This is a genomic window from Paenibacillus sp. GCM10028914 (assembly GCF_042666275.1).
Classification (GTDB): Bacteria; Bacillota; Bacilli; order Paenibacillales; family Paenibacillaceae; genus Paenibacillus_AQ.
In genome coordinates, this window is record NZ_JBHTFO010000008.1 from 71,921 (window position 1) to 95,052 (window position 23,132).

20 protein-coding genes are annotated in these 23,132 nt (G+C 46.0%); 9 read left to right on the plus strand and 11 right to left on the minus strand.

The features are described 5' to 3' along the window. Positions 1-162: 162 nt before the first annotated feature. The 6 genes from ychF to ACFQV5_RS06875 form a co-directional block, all read right to left on the minus strand. Entirely contained in the window at positions 163-1,263 is a 1,101-nt protein-coding gene (gene ychF / locus ACFQV5_RS06850) for a redox-regulated ATPase YchF (protein ID WP_379244974.1), read from the minus strand. 85 nt (positions 1,264-1,348) lie between these two features. Continuing rightward, complete coding sequence (locus ACFQV5_RS06855) at positions 1,349-2,179, minus strand: energy-coupling factor transporter transmembrane component T family protein (protein WP_379244976.1); 831 nt, start codon at positions 2,177-2,179, stop codon at positions 1,349-1,351. Next, complete coding sequence (locus ACFQV5_RS06860; RefSeq protein ID WP_379244978.1) at positions 2,172-3,878, minus strand: ABC transporter ATP-binding protein; 1,707 nt, start codon at positions 3,876-3,878, stop codon at positions 2,172-2,174. Before ACFQV5_RS06860 ends, ACFQV5_RS06855 begins: the two co-directional genes overlap by 8 nt. Before the next feature lie 20 nt (positions 3,879-3,898). After that, positions 3,899-4,438, minus strand: coding sequence for an ECF-type riboflavin transporter substrate-binding protein (locus ACFQV5_RS06865; protein WP_379244980.1), 540 nt, complete (start codon positions 4,436-4,438; stop codon positions 3,899-3,901). Positions 4,439-4,707: 269 nt separating this feature from the next. Continuing rightward, complete coding sequence (fni, locus tag ACFQV5_RS06870) at positions 4,708-5,748, minus strand: type 2 isopentenyl-diphosphate Delta-isomerase (protein ID WP_379245674.1); 1,041 nt, start codon at positions 5,746-5,748, stop codon at positions 4,708-4,710. Between the two features lie 95 nt (positions 5,749-5,843). Continuing rightward, positions 5,844-6,764: a MerR family transcriptional regulator gene (locus ACFQV5_RS06875; RefSeq protein ID WP_379244982.1), complete on the minus strand. Its 921-nt coding sequence runs from the start codon at positions 6,762-6,764 to the stop codon at positions 5,844-5,846. Positions 6,765-6,985: 221 nt separating this feature from the next. Between ACFQV5_RS06875 and ACFQV5_RS06880 the strand changes: the two genes are divergently transcribed. Continuing rightward, a complete protein-coding gene (locus tag ACFQV5_RS06880) occupies positions 6,986-8,539 on the plus strand; it encodes a phospholipase D family protein (protein ID WP_379244984.1) in 1,554 nt (517 codons plus the stop codon). Positions 8,540-8,653: 114 nt separating this feature from the next. Here the strand turns inward: ACFQV5_RS06880 and cls are convergent, their stop codons facing one another. Further along, on the minus strand, positions 8,654-10,156 hold the full coding sequence (gene cls / locus ACFQV5_RS06885) for a cardiolipin synthase (RefSeq protein ID WP_379244986.1): 1,503 nt from the start codon (positions 10,154-10,156) through the stop codon (positions 8,654-8,656). A 262-nt stretch (positions 10,157-10,418) separates the two neighbouring features. Between cls and ACFQV5_RS06890 the strand changes: the two genes are divergently transcribed. The 5 genes from ACFQV5_RS06890 to ACFQV5_RS06910 all read left to right on the plus strand — a co-directional run bounded on the left by ACFQV5_RS06890 (position 10,419) and on the right by ACFQV5_RS06910 (position 15,994). Beyond that, positions 10,419-11,000, plus strand: coding sequence for a TetR/AcrR family transcriptional regulator (locus tag ACFQV5_RS06890; RefSeq protein ID WP_379244988.1), 582 nt, complete (start codon positions 10,419-10,421; stop codon positions 10,998-11,000). A gap of 39 nt (positions 11,001-11,039) precedes the next feature. Then, entirely contained in the window at positions 11,040-11,387 is a 348-nt protein-coding gene (locus ACFQV5_RS06895; protein ID WP_379244990.1) for a DMT family transporter, read from the plus strand. After that, a complete protein-coding gene (locus ACFQV5_RS06900; RefSeq protein WP_379244992.1) occupies positions 11,387-11,701 on the plus strand; it encodes a DMT family transporter in 315 nt (104 codons plus the stop codon). The genes ACFQV5_RS06895 and ACFQV5_RS06900 overlap by 1 nt, the downstream gene beginning before the upstream one ends. A 108-nt stretch (positions 11,702-11,809) precedes the next feature. Further along, on the plus strand, positions 11,810-12,766 hold the full coding sequence (locus ACFQV5_RS06905; RefSeq protein ID WP_379244994.1) for a TetR/AcrR family transcriptional regulator: 957 nt from the start codon (positions 11,810-11,812) through the stop codon (positions 12,764-12,766). A gap of 45 nt (positions 12,767-12,811) precedes the next feature. Further along, complete coding sequence (locus tag ACFQV5_RS06910; RefSeq protein WP_379244996.1) at positions 12,812-15,994, plus strand: efflux RND transporter permease subunit; 3,183 nt, start codon at positions 12,812-12,814, stop codon at positions 15,992-15,994. A 70-nt stretch (positions 15,995-16,064) separates the two neighbouring features. Here the strand turns inward: ACFQV5_RS06910 and ACFQV5_RS06915 are convergent, their stop codons facing one another. Beyond that, complete coding sequence (locus ACFQV5_RS06915) at positions 16,065-16,766, minus strand: TorD/DmsD family molecular chaperone (protein WP_379244998.1); 702 nt, start codon at positions 16,764-16,766, stop codon at positions 16,065-16,067. A gap of 300 nt (positions 16,767-17,066) precedes the next feature. After that, positions 17,067-17,789 carry a molybdenum cofactor guanylyltransferase gene (gene mobA / locus ACFQV5_RS06920; protein WP_379245000.1) on the minus strand — a complete coding sequence of 241 codons (723 nt, stop codon included), beginning with the start codon at positions 17,787-17,789 and terminating at the stop codon, positions 17,067-17,069. A gap of 216 nt (positions 17,790-18,005) precedes the next feature. On the opposite strand from mobA, the gene ACFQV5_RS06925 reads away from it, so the two are divergent. Continuing rightward, positions 18,006-19,250, plus strand: coding sequence for an MFS transporter (locus ACFQV5_RS06925; RefSeq protein ID WP_379245002.1), 1,245 nt, complete (start codon positions 18,006-18,008; stop codon positions 19,248-19,250). A 92-nt stretch (positions 19,251-19,342) separates the two neighbouring features. Here ACFQV5_RS06925 and ACFQV5_RS06930 read toward each other — a convergent pair whose 3' ends face one another. Continuing rightward, positions 19,343-21,079 carry a glutamine--tRNA ligase/YqeY domain fusion protein gene (locus ACFQV5_RS06930; protein WP_379245005.1) on the minus strand — a complete coding sequence of 579 codons (1,737 nt, stop codon included), beginning with the start codon at positions 21,077-21,079 and terminating at the stop codon, positions 19,343-19,345. A 248-nt stretch (positions 21,080-21,327) separates the two neighbouring features. On the opposite strand from ACFQV5_RS06930, the gene ACFQV5_RS06935 reads away from it, so the two are divergent. Then, positions 21,328-21,582: a DUF2164 domain-containing protein gene (locus ACFQV5_RS06935; RefSeq protein ID WP_379245007.1), complete on the plus strand. Its 255-nt coding sequence runs from the start codon at positions 21,328-21,330 to the stop codon at positions 21,580-21,582. A gap of 29 nt (positions 21,583-21,611) precedes the next feature. Then, positions 21,612-22,160 (plus strand): GNAT family N-acetyltransferase, encoded by a 549-nt coding sequence (locus ACFQV5_RS06940; protein ID WP_379245009.1) that lies wholly within the window; start codon positions 21,612-21,614, stop codon positions 22,158-22,160. Between the two features lie 196 nt (positions 22,161-22,356). Here ACFQV5_RS06940 and ACFQV5_RS06945 read toward each other — a convergent pair whose 3' ends face one another. Then, on the minus strand, positions 22,357-23,004 hold the full coding sequence (locus ACFQV5_RS06945) for an MOSC domain-containing protein (RefSeq protein ID WP_379245011.1): 648 nt from the start codon (positions 23,002-23,004) through the stop codon (positions 22,357-22,359). Positions 23,005-23,132 lie beyond the last annotated feature (128 nt).

The window sequence follows — 23,132 nt, forward strand, 5'->3', positions numbered from 1 at the left end:
CATGAATCCGCTGATTTGACTAGGAGAGCAATCCCCAGTTTAGCATATTGATGGAAATAAACTTTTTCCCTAATAACAGGTTACAACAAACTGTCGACACCAAAAACGGCAGGACTCCATAAAAAGAGCTCCTGCCGCTAACAAAGACATAACTATATCAGCTTACACATTGAAACGGAAATGCATAACATCGCCGTCTTTAACCGTGTAATCCTTACCTTCCAGACGCAATTGACCACGCTCTTTCGCACCGTTCATCGAACCAGCTGCCAAAAGATCATCATAGGAAACAACTTCCGCACGGATAAAGCCGCGCTCGAAGTCACTGTGAATCACACCTGCCGCTTGTGGAGCTTTCATTCCTTTACGGATTGTCCATGCACGAACTTCCTGAACACCAGCTGTAAAGTAAGTGTACAATCCAAGCAAGCTGTATGCAGCCTTAATCAGACGGTTCAGTCCGGATTCCTCTAGACCAAGTTCCTCCAGGAACATCGCTTTATCTTCACCTTCAAGCTCAGCGATTTCAGCTTCTACTTTAGCGCTGATCGGTACAACAATCGCATTCTCAGCTGCAGCAAATTCTCTAACCTGCTGAACGTATGGGTTGCTGTCTGCACCAGCTACGCCATCCTCGCTCAGATTCGCCGCATACAATACCGGCTTCAGGGTCAACAAATGCAGATCACGGATGAGCAGCTTCTCATCATCACTGAGTTCCACACTACGAGCAGGTTGATCGTTATAAAGAGCTTCCTTCACGCGCTCCAGCAACTCAACTTCCTGAGCGTAGGTTTTGTTGCCACCCTTCATGTTCTTCTTAGTACGTTCAATCCGTTTCTCAACGCTATCGAGGTCAGCCAAAATCAGCTCCAGGTTAATCGTCTGGATGTCGCTGACCGGATTCACCTTACCATCGACATGCGTGATGTTCTCATCTTCAAAGCATCTTACCACATGCACGATCGCATCCACTTCACGGATATGGGCAAGGAACTTATTCCCAAGACCCTCTCCTTTACTTGCGCCGCGAACCAAACCTGCAATATCAACGAATTCAAATGCGGTCGGTACCGTTTTGTTCGGCTGAACCAGTTCAGTCAACTTGTCCAATCGCTCGTCCGGCACTTCCACAACTCCGACGTTAGGGTCAATCGTACAAAACGGATAGTTAGCTGATTCAGCCCCCGCTTGTGTAATTGCATTAAACAATGTGGATTTGCCGACGTTCGGCAGACCGACGATCCCTGCTTTTAAAGCCATTTATGTGACAACTCCTTATGGGTTTCTCTAAACAATCCTACTAATTATATCAGAACATCCTTATTGTTCAAACCAAGAATATCGCTTATGCAAACGGGTACCAAAAATCGTCCAGTCCGCTGCTTCTCAGCCAAATTCCAATACCCAGAGCGACCAGTGCCAATCCAATAACCACCCAATCTGCAGCTGTCATATCTCCTCCGCTGTACCAGGTTCTTTTCTTCCCTGCTCCGAATCCCCGAAGTTCCATCGCATTCGTAACGGAATCGATCCGGTGAAGCGCCGACTGCAGGACAGGTACAACAACAGCTGAAAGGTTAGAAAGACGTTTCATGATGCTCCCGTCTTCTTTAGTAATCCCCATCCCCCTGGCTTCCATCGAATGAAGCGTGCTTCTAAACTCTGCAATCAGATCAGGAATATAACGCAGTGCTATACTAACGGCATAAGCGATTTTGTATGGAACACCAACCCGGTTTAGACTAGCCGCAAAGGCACTCGGCATCGTTGTAAACAAGCACAGCAGTGTCATCGGAAGCAGCGTTAAATATTTGGCCGATAAAGTCAGTACATAGAATAATGTCTCCTTATTAATCACGGCATACCCAATTGAAATTACCGGCGTATCCGTTCCAGTCAGTCTCGTCCCAAAGGTTGGAGTAATGAGAAGAATAAACAATCCATTCATTATAGAAAAAAGGAGGATCAATCCGAAAAGAAAGGCCATTTTACGAAAAGGCACACCCGAATAAATCAGCATCGCAGCGCCAACGGCTAACATTACAACAAATACACGAAGGTCCATAAACATGAATGCGAGCACGGTCCAGACAACAAAAAGGACTAATTTAACGGCTCCATCCATTCGGTGGAAAAGAGAATGCCCGGGCACATACAAACTTCCTGCTCTACTCACGAGACATCCCTCTTTTCTCACGCGACACAAAGGCCTCTACGAAATGTTCGGGGTGTAATAACCCATTGTTCCGAGCAAATACGGACAATGAGGTTTCCCTCAGGTGAGCGGCTTCTGTTACCTTATCATCACTCAATATGGCAGCTGGTGTGGCACAAGCCATCATCCGTCCACCGCATAACACGGCTGCTCGATCCGCATATTCCAGCGCAAGGTACATGTCGTGCGTTATAAACAGAAATGCGGTGCCCTGCTCGGCAAGCTGTGCGATAAAATCCATGAATTCTTTATAATGACGGTAATCCTGGCCTGCCGTCGGCTCATCCAATATTATAAGTTTTGGACGTAATACCAGAATGGATGCGATCGTCAGACGTTTCTTCTGTCCGTAGCTGAGAGCTGAAACCGGCCAGTTGCGATACGGATAAAGACCGCACACCTGAAGCACCCGTTCCACTCGCTCCTCTATTTCAGCAGGAGCTACCTTTCGGGCTTTCAGCCCTAGTCCTACCTCTTCCATAATAAGATGCTGGCTAATCATTCGATTCGGATTCTGCATAACATACCCAATCTCTTCACCACGGCGACGAATCGACCATTTGGCGATATTATCGCCCCGAAGCCATATTTCTCCCGAACGCGGTTTCAGCAGACCTGTAATAATATTAGATAAGGTTGACTTGCCAGCGCCATTCGCTCCCAGCAGAGCGACCGTCTCCCCAGCACCAATCTCAAGACTTACATCCTCCAGAACAGGCCTTCCGGCTTCATATCCGAATCCTACGTGACGAACGCTAAGCAAAACCTCCCGATTCGTTTTCTCATAACGAGCCTCGGCGCCCTTAGCGAAGTTCTCCAGCTTCTCTTGAGTATCCGCGCGCTCTAACTTACGCGGAACTGCCAGCTCTGTCATACCTTCAAGAGAGATTCCTGCGTACTCCATCGCGTCCACATACAGTGGCGGGCGGAGTCCATACTGCCGGAACGTGCCAGCCTTAAGCAGTTCATCCGGCGTACCTGTGGCGACAATGCCACCTTCGTGCAATATGACAATGCGGTCCACAGGCTCAAGCAGTACATCCTCCACACGGTGCTCAATAATAATCACCGTCTTACCGCTATCCTTACGAATGTCTTCGATCAGCTTCATTGCGCGTTTCCCTGCAGCCGGATCGAGATTCGCCAGCGGCTCATCAAAGAGCAGCACATCAGCATCTGTAGACAGTACTCCGGCGAGTGATACGCTCTGCTTCTGTCCTCCAGACAGATCATGCGGGCTGTCTTCAATACGGTCCAGCATGTCCACCATTTGCAGCGATGAGATGACCGCGCTTTTCATCTGTGGACGAGACATTTCCCGATTTTCCATCACAAATGCGGTATCCTCACCAACAGTAAGCCCCACGAACTGTGCATCGGAATCCTGCAAAATCGTTCCTACCGTACGGCTGCGTCCAAAAACGCCGCCTTCCTTATAATCGGTTCCGCCCACCGAAAGACTTCCGGTCACCTCGCCGTCGTACATAAAAGGAATTAGCCCATTTAGACAATGGGCTAAAGTTGATTTTCCCGAACCGCTGGGCCCGGCGATCCATATTTTTTCTCCCGGGTAAATGTCGAGAGTAATATTTCGAAGAGTCGGCTCACTTTGATTTTTATAGCGAAAGCTGAATTCTTGAAATGAGATGATGGGTTGCATGATGTTCTGCACTCCTCAGTTTATTCGTTAATCGTTAAATTTCCGGATTTTGCACTCCGTTTGGAATAGCCTAGCACAGCCGGAAGGCCAAGAACTACAAATACAGCAATGTTCGCAATGGAAGCCACACTAACTTGAAGAATCAATTTGTCGGTCGGCTCTCCCATAAAGACAGCATCGAACCATCCCGAGAATAGCAGCGACAGTACAATACCCAGAACACCATAAACTGTAAGCATTCCAATCTGTTTTCCTGTTACTGATCCGCTGTGAGGATCGAATTTCTTATGTAGGTAGATCAAGCCCATGAATGCACCCGTAATACCCGAACCAAGTGCCCAGCCCCACCATACCATACCACTGCTCATCAAATCGGTCAGAACATGTCCGATAAATCCTGCAGCGAAAGCAACCATCGGACCAAATAATGCTCCAAAAATAGCTAACAACGCAATAGCCGGCTTCAAAAACGTATCCGGTCCTGCAGGAATACCGATCATAAAGGTTGCTCCGTATAGAGCCGAACAAATTCCGATCGTCACTACGGTTTTTGTACTCAACTGAAATGCAGGTCTTTTCAAATTACTTCACCCTCTCCAATATCCTTCACTTCATCACAAAAAACGAACAATCATTGTTATATGTACTCTTAATATAAGGTTATTAGTATGAATTGGCAAAAGTTTTTTGAAGAATTAAACAAATTATGATTAAAACCAGATTCAGATGAGACAATTCTGGGTATACACCCACCAAAAAAAGCAATTTCTTTGCACAATAAATAGAAAAGCCCTTAATCCTTTCTCGGAATAAGGGCTCTTTATGTGATTTAAAACCGCTTCACCAAACGATCCGTCTGCTTCAGCGCAGCTATACTTTCAGCACCTATGCCGAACATCGCCGTTCGAAGTTCCAGCTCAACTTGAGCCAGCTTGTGGTCGAGTGCTTCCTCAGAAGTTACGGCTGAGCCAAGTAGACCACGTCCGAATCCAGCCAAATCTGCACCGAGTGCAATCGCCTTGGCTGCATCCACACCATTCGTTAACCCACCGCTACCGATCAACGCAGCTGAAGGAACTGCCTCTCGAACCTCAACAATACAATCTGCCGTAGGGTTTCCCCAATCTGCGAAGGCATCTGCCGCCGACCGGCGAACCGGATCCATATTTCGAAATTTCTCGACTTGGCTCCAGGAAGTCCCCCCTGCACCTGCCACATCAATAAATGCAGCTCCAACATTCAGCAAGCTTCGGGCGGTGGATCCGTCAATTCCCCAGCCTACTTCCTTAATTCCAACTGGAACACCGAGCACCTTGCACAGCTCTTCGATCTTGGAGAGCAGTCCTCCAAAGCGGGTATTGCCTTCTGGTTGAAACACTTCCTGGAGTCCATTCAGGTGTAGCACAAGCATGTCCGCACCAGCAATATCCACTGCACGGCGGCAATCATCTATGCCAAAACCATAGTTCAGTTGCACGGCTCCTAGATTCGCAATAACCGGAATACTCGGCGCTTTTTCACGTACCCGGAATGTTGGGGCAAGCTCTTCGCGCTCCACTGCTGCACGAACTGAGCCCACACCCAGCGCCCAGCCTCGCTCCTCAGCCGCAGCTGCAAGACGCATGTTAATCTCGCCCGTTGACTTGCTGCCGCCGGTCATCGAGCTGATCAAAAGCGGGGTTCGAAGTGTGAATCCGAGAAAAGAAGTCAGCAGACTCACATCATCAAAATCCACCTCTGGCAGCGCCGCATGGCGGAACCGATAATTCTCAAAGCCTGTCGTTACACCCTGACCGTTCACTTCCTCGTCAAGGCATAAACGAACATGCTCCATTTTCCGCTCGCCTGTCGGCTTCTCCGGCATAAGCATCCCGCTATTCTCCGATTTGTCTCCGTTCGTTGAAGAACTATACTGTCCGCTGGCAAACCTGTCTTCCCATCTCCGATTATCCATACTTCCTCCCGCTAAACATTTTTTATATGTTCTTGTTCGATAAAACGCTCCAACCATTCTTGCCATTTCTCCGGTTGTTCCCATAAAACAAAATCAGGATAAGCGGTTTTGTTCTCTCCACCATATCCCTGGCCTCCAAGCAAAAATTTCACTTTCGGATAATGAGAAGAGATTAAACGAACGACCTCGTCCGCTTTCGGGACAGACCTCTGATCCGTAATAGACAGACATACGATACCGATTCCCTGTTCATTTATGATTTCTAATATTCCATCGACCGGTGTATTTGCACCCAGAAAAATCACGTTAATACCATTCCGGCGAAGTAGCAGAGAGAAGAGCATCAGACCTACTTGATGATACTCTCCCTCCGGGCAAAACGAAATTGCTTTCGGTAAATAAGAATGGACCGGAAAGATGTGAAAAAATTGCAGGAAACGCCGAGTTATAAGCTCAGTCATAAAATGTTCCTGTGCAACGGAGGCCTGTCCACTTTCCCATGCGTCCCCTACCCGTACTAAAACCGGAACCAATATGTTGTAGAACATCGCATCATAGCCATAAATAGAAAACCCGAAATCTATTAATTTATTCGCTTCTTCTGTCTGGAACTTAAACAATGCCTCAAATATTTTTCCGCTCATTTGTTCAAAAGCATCTTCGGAGCCTTGGGATGCCAAATGAGGAAAAGAATCGATCTTGGCAAAAACACTTTTGTCCATCTTTAGCTCCCGGACAGCTTGTGAAATGCTCGTACCCTTTAGCTCGACTTGCTCCTTCAGCCAGCGTAAATCCTCCACGTCCTCTGGTGTGTACATACGGTAGCCCGATTCCGTACGCAGCGGACTCACGGCACCGTAACGATTCTCCCAAGCTCGAATCGTTACTGCTGGCATACCTAACATAGCGGACACCTGCTTGATGGAATACACGTATTCCCCTGCCTTTCGGTATGTCTAAGGGGTACTTCCCCTTGTGTTATCGAAACAATCTATTCGGTTCTATCAAATTAAATTGATTATACATTTCCCCCAAACTTATGTCGACCAAGCTAAGCTCCCCACCATCACTGACGGCAAGGTGTGTGAAGGTGCTTCAAAAGCTCCCACTTGTTGTTAAATAGGTCATATCTCCTCTAGAAAGAAGGTTACTTATGCCATTCAGTGACTTATTCCGTAATCAGCAAAGTGCTACAGATCCTGAACATAATAAAAAAGTTCTGCCTAACGCCAGAAGCACCTCACTTATAGCAGTTTCGCGAAAAAAATCCAGGTTACATAAAGCTGTTATCGCAGCACTATTACTTACACTTTGGCTCATTGCCGTGATGTTATACCATATGCTGAAACCTCTGCCTCCCGGAATTTCTTATGAAAGTCCCCTCTATCATACCGATGAGGTGAAGTTCTGGACCGATCTAACATATACAGGGGAGGATGGACAGCCCGTTCACGAGCAGCAGATCTATAAGCGAATTGGACAGATCATCGATGAATCCAGACAATTTCTCGTCATCGATATGTTTCTGTTCAACGATTACACACATAAGGATCAGAAATTCCCAACGGTTAGTCGTGATATAACCAAGCAGCTGATTCAGCATAAAAAATCCAATCCGCATATGGAGATCGTGTTCATTACCGATGAGGTAAATACCAATTATGGTTCAGCTCCGAATCCGCTTCTCGAAAGCATGAAAGCCGCAGGCATTACAGTGGTCATGACGGATGTAGATAAGCTGCGGGATTCGACCCCGCTTTATTCAGCTGTATGGCGCACCTTCTTCCAGTGGTTCGGTCAATCTGGAACAGGTACCCTACCAAATCTGATGGCTAACAATGGCCCATCTATTACCGTGCGATCTTATTTGAAGCTGCTTAATGTAAAAGCAAACCACCGAAAAGTTGTGGTCAGTGAAAAGACAGCCCTCATAACCTCCGCCAATATACATGACGCCAGCGCCTATCATTCCAACATTGCAATCGAAGCAGGTGGAGATATCATCAAGGATGTCCTTGCTGCCGAGCAGGCAGCTGTGGACTTATCCGAAGGTTTTAAACTCCCTGAATACAGGCCTCAGACGACAGCATATGCAGGCGCGTCACAGAAATCGATTGGTATCCGGTATCTCACAGAAGGCAAGGTCTATAAGTATGTGCTGGAGAGTATTCAGCAAGCCGAACCGGGTGATGTGCTCTGGATGGGTATGTTCTATCTGGCAGAGGGAAAAGTAATGGACGAATTGACCCTCGCCGCTGCTCGGGGCGTCGATGTCCGCCTTATCCTTGATCCGAATCAAAATGCATTCGGACGCGATAAAATCGGCATTCCAAACCGCCCTGCTGCCGCAGATCTGCTCCAATCGTCGAACCATTCCATTGCGATCCGCTGGTATAATACGGGTGAAGAACAGTATCATACGAAGCTATTATATATCGCGAAACCGAACGGTAAGTCGATCATCATTGGAGGTTCAACCAATTTTACTCCTCGAAATCTGAAAGATTATAACCTGGAGAACAACATGTGGGTGGAAGTGCCGCAGGATCATCTGCTAAAGAGACAGCTCGATGATTATTTCGACAGACTGTGGACTAATCGTGATGCAGAATTCACACTTGATTTCAGCGCATATGACGAGAAATCAACATGGATCAAGGACATCGTCTTTAGGTTGCAGAAGATTCTTGGCTTCACAACCTTTTAATCAGAGATCCGGGACTTTGCGGCCCGTTTCTAATGAATAACATAAAGAACCACCGGGGCAGCAAAGGCACTATTCGCATCCTTAGCTGCCACATACCGGTGGTTCTTGTTTATATTACAGAAGCGGCGACATGAGCCGCGCTCCAGATTCCAGAACACGGACGATGATCCGTTTATTCATAAATGTATCCTGGTCAATCAATCGTGTATATTGCAAATCACGTTCAAAATCGTTCACCATCTGCTGCACACTCTCCGTCTGAACAAGCAGTGCGTTCACTTCAAAGTTCAGATGGAAGCTTCGCATGTCCATATTCGCTGTTCCGATTGTCGCAATTACACCATCCACAATCAACAACTTGGAGTGCAGAAACCCTTTTTCATACTCGTAAATACGAACTCCTGCATCAAGCAGTGTTGAAAAATAGGAATGGGACGCCAAGAACGGGAGCCACTTGTCCGGTTTAGCCGGAAATAAAATACGCACATCCAGCCCAGACAGGGCAGCCACGCGTAGAGCCGTTAAAATATCATCATCCGGAATGAAATAAGGCGTAGCAAGCCATACCGATTTACGGGCCGATACAATCATGGAGAAAAATATATTTTTAAGTGCTCTGCGTTCATTATCGGGACCACTGGCAATGATCTGTACCGCCCCGTTCCGGTTCTCCAGCAAATCTGGGGAATAATACTCCTGCTCAGCCAGTTCTTCACCCATGACATACTTCCAGTCCTGCATAAAAATAACCTGCAGTGTTCGCACCGCTTCACCGCGCACAAGCATATGCGTATCGCGCCAGAAGCCATAGGTTTTGTTACGGCTTAAATATTCATCTCCGATATTCAATCCACCCATAAAGCCCACGTTGCCATCAACAACGACGATCTTTCGGTGATTGCGATAGTTCACCCGGCTGGTGAAGAATATCGTCCTAGGGCTTCCGAACACAGCGACCTGCACACCAGCTTCCTTCATCTCATTTAAAAATGAAGAAGACAGCTGCAGGCTGCCGACAGCGTCGACCATAAATCGTACGGATACGCCCTCTCTAGCCTTTTTCATCAAAATCTGCTGTATTTGCGTCCCGATCTCATCTGCCCGGTATATGTAATATTCCATATGAATATGATGCCTGGCCTTCTGTAATTCCGGTAGGAGTGCGGAGAAGGTTTCCTCGCCGTTCGTGAGCACTCTGGTTTCTGTAGAAAAAGAAATTGGTGTTCGCGCGAGTCGCTGCGACAGCTGCAGCAGCTGCTGATGCTCCAGACGGAAAGAGGTCAAGTCCGGCGTACTACGCTGAAGCACTTCACTTTCGTAAGCTAAAATATCCCGCTGTGCTTTTTTATCATATTTTCTTCGTTTGAAATAGTTCTGTCCAAACAATAAATAGAATAGAAGCCCTACAATCGGAATCAACGCCAATAATAAAATCCAAGCCATCGTTGCCGAAGGCTGACGGTTCTCCATAAATATCATCACACTGATGGAAATAACGGTCAACGTAGAGAACACACTGACAACTGTACCAGCCGTTTTACCAAAATAACCGAAACCGAAATAATAAAACGCGATTAAAATCGCCGTTATTAAGACAGCCTGTATTCCCTTTCTCATTTCTAGTAACCCCGCTCTCTTTATATCAGAAATTCAGATCATAGCTGCCCTGAACCTCTGTCCAACATATTCTACATGAACTCTTACGTACTTCCTACGTTCTAGAATCAAAATCATCGATTAAGACAAAGTTGTAACTTTTGTTTGACCTGTAAACGCTCTCTATTTGGAAGCACCATCTTTCCGAATTTCACTTGACAATCAGCTTCAAATTTGAAAAAATACAACATGAACTAACGAACGTTAGGTAGGTGAAAGTAATATGAGTTCTTCGACGATCATGCAGGCAGCTCTTGTCCATTTTGCCAGAGACGGGTATGAAGGAGCCTCGTTGAAAAATATCGCTGATGATTGCGGTATTAAAAAGCCCTCTATATATGCTCACTTTGCTAGCAAAGAGGATTTATTCTTGCAGTTGCTAAAGACGGTCTTTCAAAGACAAGAGGAGAAGATTCAGCAGTATTTCACAGACAATAAAGCACGCCCCCTTGAAGAGCTGCTGAAAGGATTCTTAATGCATAGACAGAGGGAATATCACGAAGATCAAGAGACGAAGTTCTTCTTGCGAATGTCATTCTTCCCGCCAAACTCGCTATATGACGAGGTAATGGGTATGGTGTATCCTTTCCTCGATCAACAGGAAGAAAATCTAGCTGTTCTACTAGCTAAAGGCTGTCCCGTACAAGGAGACATTATTCAGAATCCACAGCAAGCAGCACTCGCCTTCATCACGCTGATGGACGGTATTGATGTTGAAATCCTTTATGGTGGTGAAGAGCGTTCAACTCGGCGGTTGGAGCAGGTATGGCCTGTGTATTGGTCAGGTGTGACCAAGGAAAGATAACATCACGAATCTATATATAGGGAGCAGGTAGTATCTATTATGAATCGAAATTGGCTTTACGTTTTACTCGCTGGATTGGTTGAAATCATCTGGGTTATAGGTTTGAGCCATTCCAATACTATATGGGAGTGGCTCGGTACCGCAATTGCTATTATTTTAAGTTTCTATCTCATTATAGAATCAGCTAAGCGACTTCCAGTCGGAACCGTTTACGCTGTCTTCACAGGTATCGGTACTGCAGGGACAGTGACTACAGAAATGCTTCTGTTTGGAGAACCATTTAAACTTACTAAAATCATTCTGATCGCCATTCTATTGTCAGGCGTTATAGGACTTAAGCTCGTAACGGATGACTCTGATGGTCAAGATCAGGAGGTGACAAACTAATGGCTTGGATCGCATTGATATTAGCCGGAAGTTTCGAGATTACAGGTGTCATAGGGATTAAAGGCGTTTCTCAGCACAAAGGTTTGGCCTACTTTATCCTAATGCTTGTGTCCTTTGCTGGCAGCTTTTCTCTCTTGTCCTACGCAATGACAGCAATCCCGATGGGTACCGCTTATGCAATCTGGACAGGTATCGGGACAGTCGGCAGTGCCTTAACCGGCATGTTTCTATTCGGGGAACCGAAAGAATGGCGTAGAGTACTGTTTATTTCCATGATTTTATGTGCTGCTGTAGGTTTGAAAATTATAGCTTAGCAGTTCCAATAAAACAACTGTTACGGAAATTTGTAACAGTCGTTTTTTTTATATATAATTAATTCTGACCAACTGGTCAGTAGGAGAACTACATAGTTCTGAAGCGAGGTGAAGAACAGATTGTCGGATAAGACAGCAGAGAAGCGCACGCAGATCATGGTGACCGCCATGCAGCTTTTTTCAAAAAAAGGATCCGCAGCAACCTCCATGCAAGAAATTGCAGAAGTGTGCGGAATATCGAAGGGTAGCCTCTACCTTCATTTTAAATCAAAAGAGGATCTGGAAAAAAGTATCTACGAATATATCGTGCTTCGAATCCGGGATGAAGTGGTTCAGGTCGATCAAGAGTCTAATCTTACCCCTAAAGAGCAGCTTTGCAAACAGGTTGAAGTCCTGCTTGTGCATTTCCTGGAAGTTCGGGAGTTTCTGTTGAGGCAAATCCATGAGAACCCGGGGGCAGGGAAACCTCCTTTCGATCATGAATGTGCAAATGAGGAAATGAACAAAGCGCTGCTATGGTTTAAGAATAAGCTTCGCTCGGTATACGGGGCAGATATTGAACCCTATACGATGGAAATTGCCATGTTGGTTGGTGGTATGCTGGGCTCCTATATTCGCTTCTTATTCCTCCCGGGCTTGCCGCTGAATGTAGGTATTCTAACGAACCACCTGACCACGATGCTGGATGACATCACAGATAGTCTGCTTCGCAGAAGACCCGCCCCTCTCATCCCTATCGAAACTTGGGAGCGGCTTTCAGGTATTCGTCCGGAGGAGACACGCTTTTCACGTCACCCCTTGATTGTGATCAAGTCACTGAAGCTGCAGCTAAAGGAGCTTTCTCTTGATCCAGAGGTGCTGCGTGATGCATTGGATTCACTGAGTCTGATGGAGAAGGAACTGCTTGGAATGCATCCAAGACGCGTAATCTTAAGTGGCATGCTTCGAAATCTTGAAGGGATCGCGGGTATCGATGAGCTGTATGGGGAATTAAGAACAACGATCCACAGCATTATGGACCTCTTCTATCTTTCTTCGGATGGAAGGACCCAGGAAAAGCTGTAGATTTATAGACAAAAAGGTAATTGGGAGAGGAGAAACAACCGTCTTATGAAATGGATTATCGACTTCTCGCTTCGCAACAAGTTTGCGATATGGCTGTTGACCATCATTGTTGTTTTTGGTGGATTATACAGCGGTGTGACCATGAAACAAGAAACCATTCCGGACATTAACGTCCCGTTTCTAAGTGTCACAACGATCTATCCGGGGGCTGCACCTGAGGGTGTCGTACAGGATGTCACGAAACCACTGGAAACTAGACTACGGAACGTGGATGGCGTCAAAACCGTAACTTCCACGTCCATGGAGAACGCATCGAATCTGTTCATTGAATTCAATTATGGTGCAGATCTCGATAACGCCACTGCTGCAGTACGGGAGGCTCTTAATGAGGTAAAGCTTCCTGAAGATGTACAGAAGCCTCAAATTTCCAAGTTCAGCCTTAACTCGATGCCTGTCGTATCACTTAGTATTGCGAACAAGGAAGGCACCGAGCTTGATGAGCTGACACGCATAACCGAGAACGATATCGTGCCAGCGCTCGAGGATCTGGAAGGTGTCGCTTCCCTACAGGTTTCCGGCCAATTCGTTAATGAAGTGAGCATAAAGTTCAACCAGAAGAAAATGGAGGAACTCGGCCTCACTGAGGATACCGTTAAGGGAATCGTTCAGGGCTCAGCCTTGTATGCTCCACTCGGATTGTTCGAGATGGAAGAATCACAAAAAGCCGTTGCCGTCGATGGCGGCATTATCGGTATCGATGATCTGAAGAATATCGCGATTCCAGTTATCCCAAGCGGAAGCGGTTCAGGTGCTAACGCAGGTGCTGGTGGAGCAGCTGGTGGAGCAGCTGGTGCTGATGCAAGTGCAGGCGCTGCCGGTGCCGCTGGACAAAATGGTGCAGCTGCGAGCGCTCCTAACGGAGCAGCTTCCTTCGGTATTCCAACTGTGAAGCTGAGTGACATTGCTGATATCCAAGTCATTGGTAAAGCAGAATCCATCTCCCGTACCAACGGTAAAGAATCCATAGGTGTACAGGTTGTCAAAGCGAATGATGCCAATACCGTGGATGTCGTAAACCTGGTGAAAGACAAGACGGAAGAACTGAAAGAACTGTATCCAGGTATGGACTTAACGATCATGCTTGATCAGGGTAAACCAATCGAAGACTCTGTTCATACCATGTTGTTCAAAGCCTTGTACGGAGCATTATTCGCCGTCATTATTATTATGCTCTTCCTGCGTAACATCCGTTCTACAATTATTTCAATCATTTCCATCCCATTGTCGCTGCTCATTGCTGTGCTGTGTCTGCAGCAGATGGACATTACACTGAACATGATGTCACTGGGTGCGATGACGGTTGCCATTGGGCGGGTAGTCGATGACTCCATCGTCGTTATTGAGAATATATATCGAAGAATGACTTTATCCAGCGAGAAATTGCGTGGTCGTGAGCTGATTAGTGCAGCTACACGTGAAATGTTCACACCAATCATGTCCTCAACGATTGTAACGATCGCGGTATTCCTGCCGCTCGTCCTCGTAAGCGGTATGGTCGGTGAGCTGTTCATTCCATTTGCAATGACAATGGTATTCGCTCTTCTCGCATCACTTGTCGTAGCCATTACATTGGTTCCTGCACTTGCGCATACTCTATTCCGTAAAGGGCTTAAGAATAAGCAGAACCATGACGAAAGACCAGGCACACTCGCTCGCGGCTATCAATCCGCGCTAAGATGGACGCTGAATCACAAGCTAATCACTTTCGGTGTTGCCATATTGCTTCTTGTCGGCAGCCTGTTTCTCACGAAATTCGTGGGCGTCAGCTTTATGCCAGATCAAGAAGACAAGTACGCTATGGTTACCTACTCCCCTCAACCGGGCGACCGTCTGGAAGATGTTGAGGAGCGTGCATTGAAAGCGGAGAAATACATTCTTGCACAAGATGGAGTCCAAAGCATGCAGTTCTCCATCGGTGGCAGCAACCCACTTGGTATGGGTTCAGCCAATTCAGGACTGTTCTATGTCATGTATGATCCGGATACAAAGAACTTCGAAGATGTGAAGAAAGAGTTGGTCGAAGGACTTGAGAAAGAAGTTCCGGAAGGCGTATGGTCTAGCATGGACATGGGCGGTATGGGCGGCAACCAGCTAACCGTTAATGTCTTTGGTGATTCACTAGATCAGATTAAACCGGTAGCTGATGAGATTTTGGAACTGGCGAAGAAGGATACCGCCAGCTTCGAAAATGCAGAAACCAGCTTGTCCGAAGCGTATGAGCAATACACACTCGTAGCAGATCAAGAGAAGCTTAGCTCTCTGGGCTTAACAGCAGGTCAACTTGCTATGGAGCTTAGCCCAATGCGTGAACGCCCAGTATTAACTGAGATTGCAATCGAGAATAAATCCTATAAGGTGTATATCGAAGCTGACAGTCAGACGTATAAGAGTATTGAGGATATCCAAAATAAGACAGTAACTTCACCACTTGGTATGGAAGTGCCAATCAAGGATGTCGCTAAAGTAGAGAAAGGCACCTCGCCTGACTCGATCACACGCATCGATGGCAAAATGGTCGTTACTGTCAATGCAGACATCATTACAACAGACGTAGGTAGTGCTTCCTCGAATCTGCAAGCTGAAATCGATAAGATGGAGCTTCCTGAAGGGATTTCCGTATCCTTTGGCGGTGTTACCGAGCAGATTAACGAAACCTTTGGCCAGCTTGGTCTTGCCATGTTGGCTGCAATTGCTATCGTTTATTTTGTTCTTGTTGTTACCTTCGGTGGTGCACTTGCACCGTTTGCAATCCTGTTCTCACTTCCGTTCATCGTTATCGGAGCGATTGTGGCACTCCTGATCACGGGTGAAACACTAAACGTATCCGCTCTGATGGGTGTACTGATGCTGATCGGTATCGTTGTGACTAACGCGATTGTATTGATTGACCGCGTTATTCATAAGGAACGTGAGGGAATGTCAACACGAGATGCGCTTCTTGAGGCCGGTGCGACACGTCTTCGTCCTATCCTGATGACAGCTCTGGCAACGATCGGTGCATTGCTTCCACTGGTCTTCGGATGGGAGAACAGTGCAGGGATCATCTCACGCGGACTCGGTATCACAGTTATCGGCGGCTTGATCAGTTCAACCTTACTGACCCTCGTCGTTGTTCCTGTAGTGTATGAATTCCTAATGAAATTCCGCAAAAAACAAATCGAAGATTAATTCATAAAAAAGGCACACCTCCCGATCTGGGAAGTGTGCCTCTTTATCATTTGTTCTTATGTGAAGGAGCTTATACCAGTACTACCTCACGAACCGGCTCAACAATAGACTGACATGATTTTCTCCAAGTGCGCAACATTGCTAAATCATACTCTAGGAATTCTGCCAACAGACATGAAACTGCTGAGTAAAGCGGACTTATTGTTGAAGCATTCAATTCTCTACATAATGCCGGAATCCAGGTGAGCAGATGCTCATCGAGGAACCTCTCTTGTATTTCCATCAACTCCAGCATACTATCCTCGGAGTAAACACTATTCAGCATGCGATCATGCAGGATGGTCATGAATTCAAGTTCTATCGCAAGATGATCGTCAGGCTCCCCGTTAACTTTCTTAAAAGCGACTCCAACCGAAGCATAAAAATCAGATAAATCCTGTGAACTGGGCGAATAAGGAGAGTAGCGTGACTCTGCAAGCGGTCGTTGCTTCGAAAAAAGCAATAACCTGCGATATTCCGCACTTTCCTGTTCGCAAATTCTCACGAGTTCCTCTGGTGAACGACCGCTCAAGTATTGCATCAATTCACGGCCTCCGCGGGTTAATTCCGCGGCTTTTGCGATTTCGCTACTACGACTCCAATGTGCAACTAAAGACAGTGTAGGCCAGTTGCCAAGAAATTCAGTGAGCAGCTGATATATCGCTCCGCGATTCTCCAGCCACCTGTGACAGACGTCAGGTACCTCCAATGTTTGAACAGACGATATCGCCATATCGAACCTCCTAATGGTGACCTCTTGTTGGATGTGATATCCTTCACAGTATATCTCATATGCTTCGATCATGGGGAGAATAATGAAAAATGGTTAACGGTAGTTAAGGGGCATTTTGGGAATTACTGTGAAAAATAGTTGCCATCCTTGCAGGGATGGAGCATTCTTTTCCTAAGCGCATATTTCCTAAAGGGGGAATTATATTCCTCTAACCACAGTATAGTGAAATTTGAAAACGTTTCCTGTGATACAATTCACACCATTTCATTTTATCCACGAATTTTACTGTTTAAATTTTATTTATTTATGATCGTATTCAATATCCTCTAATTGTTCTGCCCACCGACAAGCAATCTCATAGTCCTCAGGTCGATTCATGTTAAATAAATCCCTATCAGCCGATCTTCCCGTCAGACGAGATAGTTCCTCTACCGAAATATAGAGGATATTTAAGTCACCTAACCATTCCTTCATACGCAGTTCATTTCGTTTCAAGCGGTTCTCCAGACTTGCTAGAACATCTCGGTGATAAAGAGCGAGCAAAGGTTGTATTTGTCCATCCATTACAGGGATCACTGCGTTCAGAGGAGTTTCATCAGATTTAGCTTCACCTGTTGAACCTGATTTGGAAACCTTACCCCCAGATGAGGATACTTCGCGCAACAGTCCATGAATAATTGCTGTACTAACAAAAGGCATATCACAGGCTGCTACCACATTCCACTCGGTTCTAGACGCCCTAAGGCAAGCGTGCAGCCCGGCCATCGGTCCTTTCCCCGTATACATATCCTCAACGGTCCTTAATCCAGTAAAGTCATATGGATTCGAAGTATTTACAGATATAAGTACCTCATCACATACTTCCTCAAGACATCGTTGCGCCCGCTTTATTGATGACACGCCGCCCACTGGCAGCATCGCTTTGTCACATCCCATCCGTCGTGAAGATCCTCCAGCTAGAATAATACCCGTTAGTATCGGAAATTCCATAAACCGTGACTGGACTCTCTGTGAATCTCCCATTCTTCGTCTCCTTTCATTAACATTCTCATTGTCACTACCTGTCATAAATATATCGTCAGAACCATTATCCTCCGCTTTTATTACACTTGTATTACTTTTCAAAAAAATGGATAAACACATAGAAGATGGTTTGTATCCCTTTTCAATGCGTGATACATTGAAAGTAGATATTCGGCTACTCAGGCCATTTTCTGTATTGCACTCGGTTTGAAAGGAATGACCTATTTGCAGGATATGAACGCTCAATCATCTTTAAAGTCTCTGAAACTTTATAACTTTTTCATTTATGGAACCATGGTTATATTCACCGGGTTCTTTCAACTATATCTTCAGGATATCGGCATGAACAAGGTGGAGATCGGCAGCCTCATGGCCATTGCCCCATTCGTCTCTGTGTTTGCCAATCCATTCTGGGGATATTGGAGTGACCGAGCAGAGAACATCAAACGCGTTATTCTTATTATGATGACGGGGACGCTGCTGCTTGTCCAATTTGTTTTTCAGGCGAACACATACGCAATGATTTATGCAACAATGATTGTATTCTATTTCTTTCAGACACCTATGTTCTCACAGACGAATACACTTATTCTTGGATACATTGAAGGCACACAGCATAAATTCGGTTCTTTCCGGCTGTGGGGCTCGCTTGGATGGGCACTGACAGCTATTGCAGCTGGACCTGTAATTGAAATGCTAGGATCTGGTCGCATCTCTATCGTCTTTTCTATTATGCTGGTTATTGCCGCTATGTTTATGCTGTCTCTTCCGAATATCCAGAAGACGACAGGCTCTGCCACAGTCAGCATACGGGGCTTCAGCAAGTTATTTCTCAATCCATACTTTATATGGTTCATCTTCCTAGGAATTATTGTATCCATACCAAATACGATGAATAATACGTTTATGTCTCTGTATATTCTGGATCTTGGAGGCACCAAACAAATGGTTGGACTGGCTATCTTCTTCTCTTCCATCTTTGAAGTGGCCATCTTCCTGCTCTGTGATCGTTATCTCAAACGAAAAATCAATGTCATGATTGGTTGTTTAACCGTTGTAAGTCTACTCTTCTCACTGCGCTGGCTGCTCATGGCCGAAGCTTCCACACCACTGGAAGTTGCCTTTATTCAGATCCTGCACTGCGTCACCTTTGGTGGGTATTTCTATGTTGGAACTCAGCTAACGATGCTATTTGTTCCAAGCCAATACCGCGCGTCAGGTCAAGCCATTTACACATTATCCTGGAGCGGTATATCCGGTGTCATCGGCGGTATCGCCGGCGGCTGGATGTTCCAGAATTTCGGCGCACAAACGATGTATCAAATCGGTATGATGCTTGCCTTAGTGGGTGCCATTGGCTTTGGATCGATGTGGTATATGCTGCGTAAGCAGGAATACAATCTGACGCCTATCGATGAAACCGACGAAGACTATGAAGAAGAACCCTACTCCAGCAATTAGATAACATGCATATATGACAAGGCCCGGAAGCATCCCCCTCTAAGGGATCTTCCGGGCCTTGTTTCATCAATTCTATATACCGATTACCGATTTTAAGAGTTCTTCGGTAACTGGAACGAGCTTTTCAGGGATACGACACGGTTAAATACCGGACGACCTGGCTCTGAATATTTAGAGTCTACGTTAAAGTATCCATGACGGAAGAACTGGAACTTGTCCTGTGGCTTAGCATCCATCATATTCCGTTCTACAAATCCATGCACAATCTGCAGGGAGTTCGGATTCACAAAATCCAGGAACGTCTTTTCTGCGGTTTCGACCTCTTCTTCGGATGAAGCAACATCTCCCGCTACTTCTTGTTTGATCTCTTCTTCTGACTCCTCATCCTTGATGAGCGGCTCGAACAAACGGAATTCAGCAGGAACTGCCTGTGTTGCCTCTACCCAGTGAATCGTCCCCTTCACCTTACGGCCTGTAAATCCAGTTCCACTCTTCGTCTCAGGATCATACGTACAGTGAATCTCAATTACCTTGCCATTCTCATCCTTAATAAAGTCATTGCACTTAATGAAATAAGCATGCTTCAGGCGAACCTCATTACCTGGGAACAAGCGGAAATACTTGTTCGGAGGATTCTCCATAAAGTCTTCCTGTTCAATATAAATTTCACGTGAGAATGGAATTTGACGAATGCCCATCTCCGGATTCTCTGTATTGTTCTCTGCATCAAGCCATTCCACTTGTCCTTCTGGATAGTTGGTAATGACCACTTTGAGTGGATCAAGCACAGCCATTGTCCGCGGTGCTTTAAGCTTGAGATCTTCGCGAATAAAGTGCTCTAGCACTTGACGGTCCACTTGGCCATATGCTTTTGAAATACCTGTCTCGAAGACAAAGTTACGAATGGCATCCGGTGTATATCCCAGACGACGAAGACCGGAGATGGTTGGCATACGTGGGTCATCCCATCCATCCACATATTTCTCATCCACAAGCTGCTTAAGCTTACGCTTGCTCGTAACCGTCTGAGCTACATTCAAGCGACCAAATTCATACTGATGCGGTGTAGACGGCATTTCACATTCAGCGATAACCCAGTCATAGAACGGACGCTGATCCTCGAACTCAAGCGAACAGAGTGAGTGTGTAACACCTTCAATAGCATCCTCAATCGGATGAGCAAAAGCATACATCGGATAGATGCACCATTTGTCCCCTGTATTATGGTGATGCGCATGGGAAATTCGATAGATGACTGGATCACGCAGGTTGATGTTCGGAGAGGACATGTCGATCTTCGCACGAAGAACACGTTCCCCGTTAGCGAATTCGCCTGCACGCATTCTTTCAAATAGATCCAGGTTCTCTTCCACACTGCGATCACGATATGGGCTGTTCTGTCCAGGCTCAGTCAGTGTCCCGCGGTTCGCACGAATTTCATCTGCTGATTGATCATCAACATACGCTTTACCTTTCTTGATCAGAAGCACCGCACGGTTATACATTTCTTCAAAATAATCAGAAGCAAAGCGAAGTTGATCCCAGTCGTAACCGAGCCACTTTACGTCTTCCTTGATCGAATTAACATATTCCACATCTTCTTTAACCGGGTTCGTATCATCAAAACGTAAATTCGTTTTGCCGCCGAACTCAGCTGCTAATGTGAAGTTAATCCAGATTGCCTTCGCATGACCGATATGAAGATATCCATTCGGTTCCGGAGGAAATCGAGTTACGATTTCTTTGACTTTACCGGACTTCAGGTCTTCGGTAATGATGTTTTTTATGAAATTGGAGGGTGTTTCAGGATGGTTCTCCACGTTAATCAACCTTTCGTCCTGTTTTTTCTCTCTTTTCCTGTATAAACGAGTTTCCTTTAAATATACCTGTAACGCCCGGATTGTTCAAGGAATCTGCGAGGATTGAAGCGCTATGAAGCATGCAATACGTTATCCATTTCTGGAAACTAGTCAAAAAGGAAAAATCATGTACTTCCATTCGACAAAACAGCTTTGACGAAGGCTTTTTTATAGGTTAGCATGGAAGAAAATAACGAAAAAGGAGGTCCGTTCAACCGATGAAACCAATGAAATTTCCGAAAGAGCAACGTGAGCTTCTGATCGAGCAGATTCAGGAATATTTTGAAGTAGAGCGCGGAGAAACGCTTGGACATTTGGCAGCGGACAGCATACTCGAGTTCTTCATAGAGAAAATTCGTCCGCATGTGTACAATCAAGCTCTGGATGACTGCCGACAATTGGTCACCCAACGGATGGTATCCTTAGAGGAGGACATCTACGCTCTCGAGCAAAAAGTGAAACCCACACGTTAATCATATCAAACATAATAAGGAGTTGAATCATGTTTACATATGTATTAGATGATCATGTGGAACTGCGTCCGCTTGCACCCGAGCACGCACGCGCTCTTTTTGAACTTACCGACCGGTCTCGTGACCGTCTCCGACAGTGGCTTCCTTGGGTGGATTCCGTTACGGAGGTAGAACATAGTGCTAACTATATCAAAGGAGCCATGAAACAAGCGTCCGAAAATGGAGGATTCTCAGCGGGAATCTGGGTACGTGAAGAGCTGGCCGGAACCATTTCGTTTCATGAAATCGACTGGAATAACCGGTCAGTAGGCATTGGATATTGGCTTGACAAGCAGTTTCAGGGGCAGGGCCTGATGACAAGTGCTTGCCGGGCTTTCACGGACCATGCGCTCATGCGGATGGGCCTGAATCGTGTGGAAATTCGCTGCGCTACCACCAATCGCCGGAGCCGTGCCATCCCGGAACGTCTTGGATTCGTATTGGAGGGTATTATCCGCGAAGCCGAGAAACTCCCGCAGGGGTTCGTCAATCATGCTGTTTATGGCATGATTCAAAGCGAATGGAAACGGATGAGATAACCATAGCCGAACAGATGAACCGTTCACAGTCCCTAAAAAGATAACGTTAGAGCACTCATCAGGAGTGTATTTAGGACACTCTAATCAATATTCATAACCACCCTTCTTCCGTGTATGGTAGAAGGGTGGTTATTATTACTTCATACCTTATCCTCTAATCGATAGAATATGTATGCTATCCGAGTAAATCTCAGCGCTACTGCAGCTTTTCGATCCAACTTTGAAACTTATGACGCACGGATTCTGCCAGCGCCTCAATCTCTACCATCCTCCGCAGTCCTGCCTCATCCTGTCTTCCATTCGTAAGCAGATTAAGAACATCAAGGACTGTTACCTTTGCTGGATGAGACTCAAGCTGTACGAGTTGCGAATCCGGAGATACATGGCCCTGCTCCAACACTCGCAAATAAAATCCGCTGTACCCTGTTGCTAAAACCCGCGCTGGCATATCCTTTACACCATGCTTTTGGGATAACTTAAAGCAGGGATAACGAGGCTGACTCACCTGAACGACTGCTTCACCCACTTGATATACATCACCGATGTACACAGCATGCTCAAGCAATCCTCTTACGGTCATATTTTCACCGAACGCTGCATATTCCAGCTTCTTCTCCAACACCTGCTCCCAGTAAGCATAGTGTTCAAAAGGATACACACAAACCGCCTTATCCGGGCCTCCATGATTCACCAAGTCGGCCTGTCCATCTCCTACAAACTGTTCAGAGCCCAAATAAAGAGGACCCTCAACCGGTTGCTTATAAATTCCTGTCGACAAGGATTTGCCGAGGTAATCAACCGTGATGGGCTTACCCACATTCAGGGATACAATGCTTGCAGCCATATATACCATACCTCCGTCTTTATGCTTGCTTAAAGCATAGTTCAGACACAGAGACATTGTCCAGAGATACGGAGCGGAATGGACATCGTCACGAAAAGGCCCGGCATCTGCCGGGCCCCCTCATTCAA

Excerpts from the sequence above, each read along its gene's own strand:
- ACFQV5_RS06880 (WP_379244984.1), top strand. The coding sequence starts at position 6,986 with ATGCCATTCAGTGACTTATTCCGTAATCAGCAAAGTGCTACAGATCCT.
- ychF (WP_379244974.1), bottom strand. The coding sequence starts at position 1,263 with ATGGCTTTAAAAGCAGGGATCGTCGGTCTGCCGAACGTCGGCAAATCC.
- fni (WP_379245674.1), bottom strand. The coding sequence starts at position 5,748 with ATGCTTATGCCGGAGAAGCCGACAGGCGAGCGGAAAATGGAGCATGTT.
- ACFQV5_RS06940 (WP_379245009.1), top strand. The coding sequence starts at position 21,612 with ATGTTTACATATGTATTAGATGATCATGTGGAACTGCGTCCGCTTGCA.
- ACFQV5_RS06945 (WP_379245011.1), bottom strand. The coding sequence starts at position 23,004 with ATGGCTGCAAGCATTGTATCCCTGAATGTGGGTAAGCCCATCACGGTT.
- ACFQV5_RS06915 (WP_379244998.1), bottom strand. The coding sequence starts at position 16,766 with ATGGCGATATCGTCTGTTCAAACATTGGAGGTACCTGACGTCTGTCAC.
- ACFQV5_RS06925 (WP_379245002.1), top strand. The coding sequence starts at position 18,006 with ATGACCTATTTGCAGGATATGAACGCTCAATCATCTTTAAAGTCTCTG.
- mobA (WP_379245000.1), bottom strand. The coding sequence starts at position 17,789 with ATGGGAGATTCACAGAGAGTCCAGTCACGGTTTATGGAATTTCCGATA.
- cls (WP_379244986.1), bottom strand. The coding sequence starts at position 10,156 with ATGAGAAAGGGAATACAGGCTGTCTTAATAACGGCGATTTTAATCGCG.
- ACFQV5_RS06890 (WP_379244988.1), top strand. The coding sequence starts at position 10,419 with ATGAGTTCTTCGACGATCATGCAGGCAGCTCTTGTCCATTTTGCCAGA.
- ACFQV5_RS06900 (WP_379244992.1), top strand. The coding sequence starts at position 11,387 with ATGGCTTGGATCGCATTGATATTAGCCGGAAGTTTCGAGATTACAGGT.
- ACFQV5_RS06910 (WP_379244996.1), top strand. The coding sequence starts at position 12,812 with ATGAAATGGATTATCGACTTCTCGCTTCGCAACAAGTTTGCGATATGG.
- ACFQV5_RS06860 (WP_379244978.1), bottom strand. The coding sequence starts at position 3,878 with ATGCAACCCATCATCTCATTTCAAGAATTCAGCTTTCGCTATAAAAAT.
- ACFQV5_RS06935 (WP_379245007.1), top strand. The coding sequence starts at position 21,328 with ATGAAACCAATGAAATTTCCGAAAGAGCAACGTGAGCTTCTGATCGAG.
- ACFQV5_RS06895 (WP_379244990.1), top strand. The coding sequence starts at position 11,040 with ATGAATCGAAATTGGCTTTACGTTTTACTCGCTGGATTGGTTGAAATC.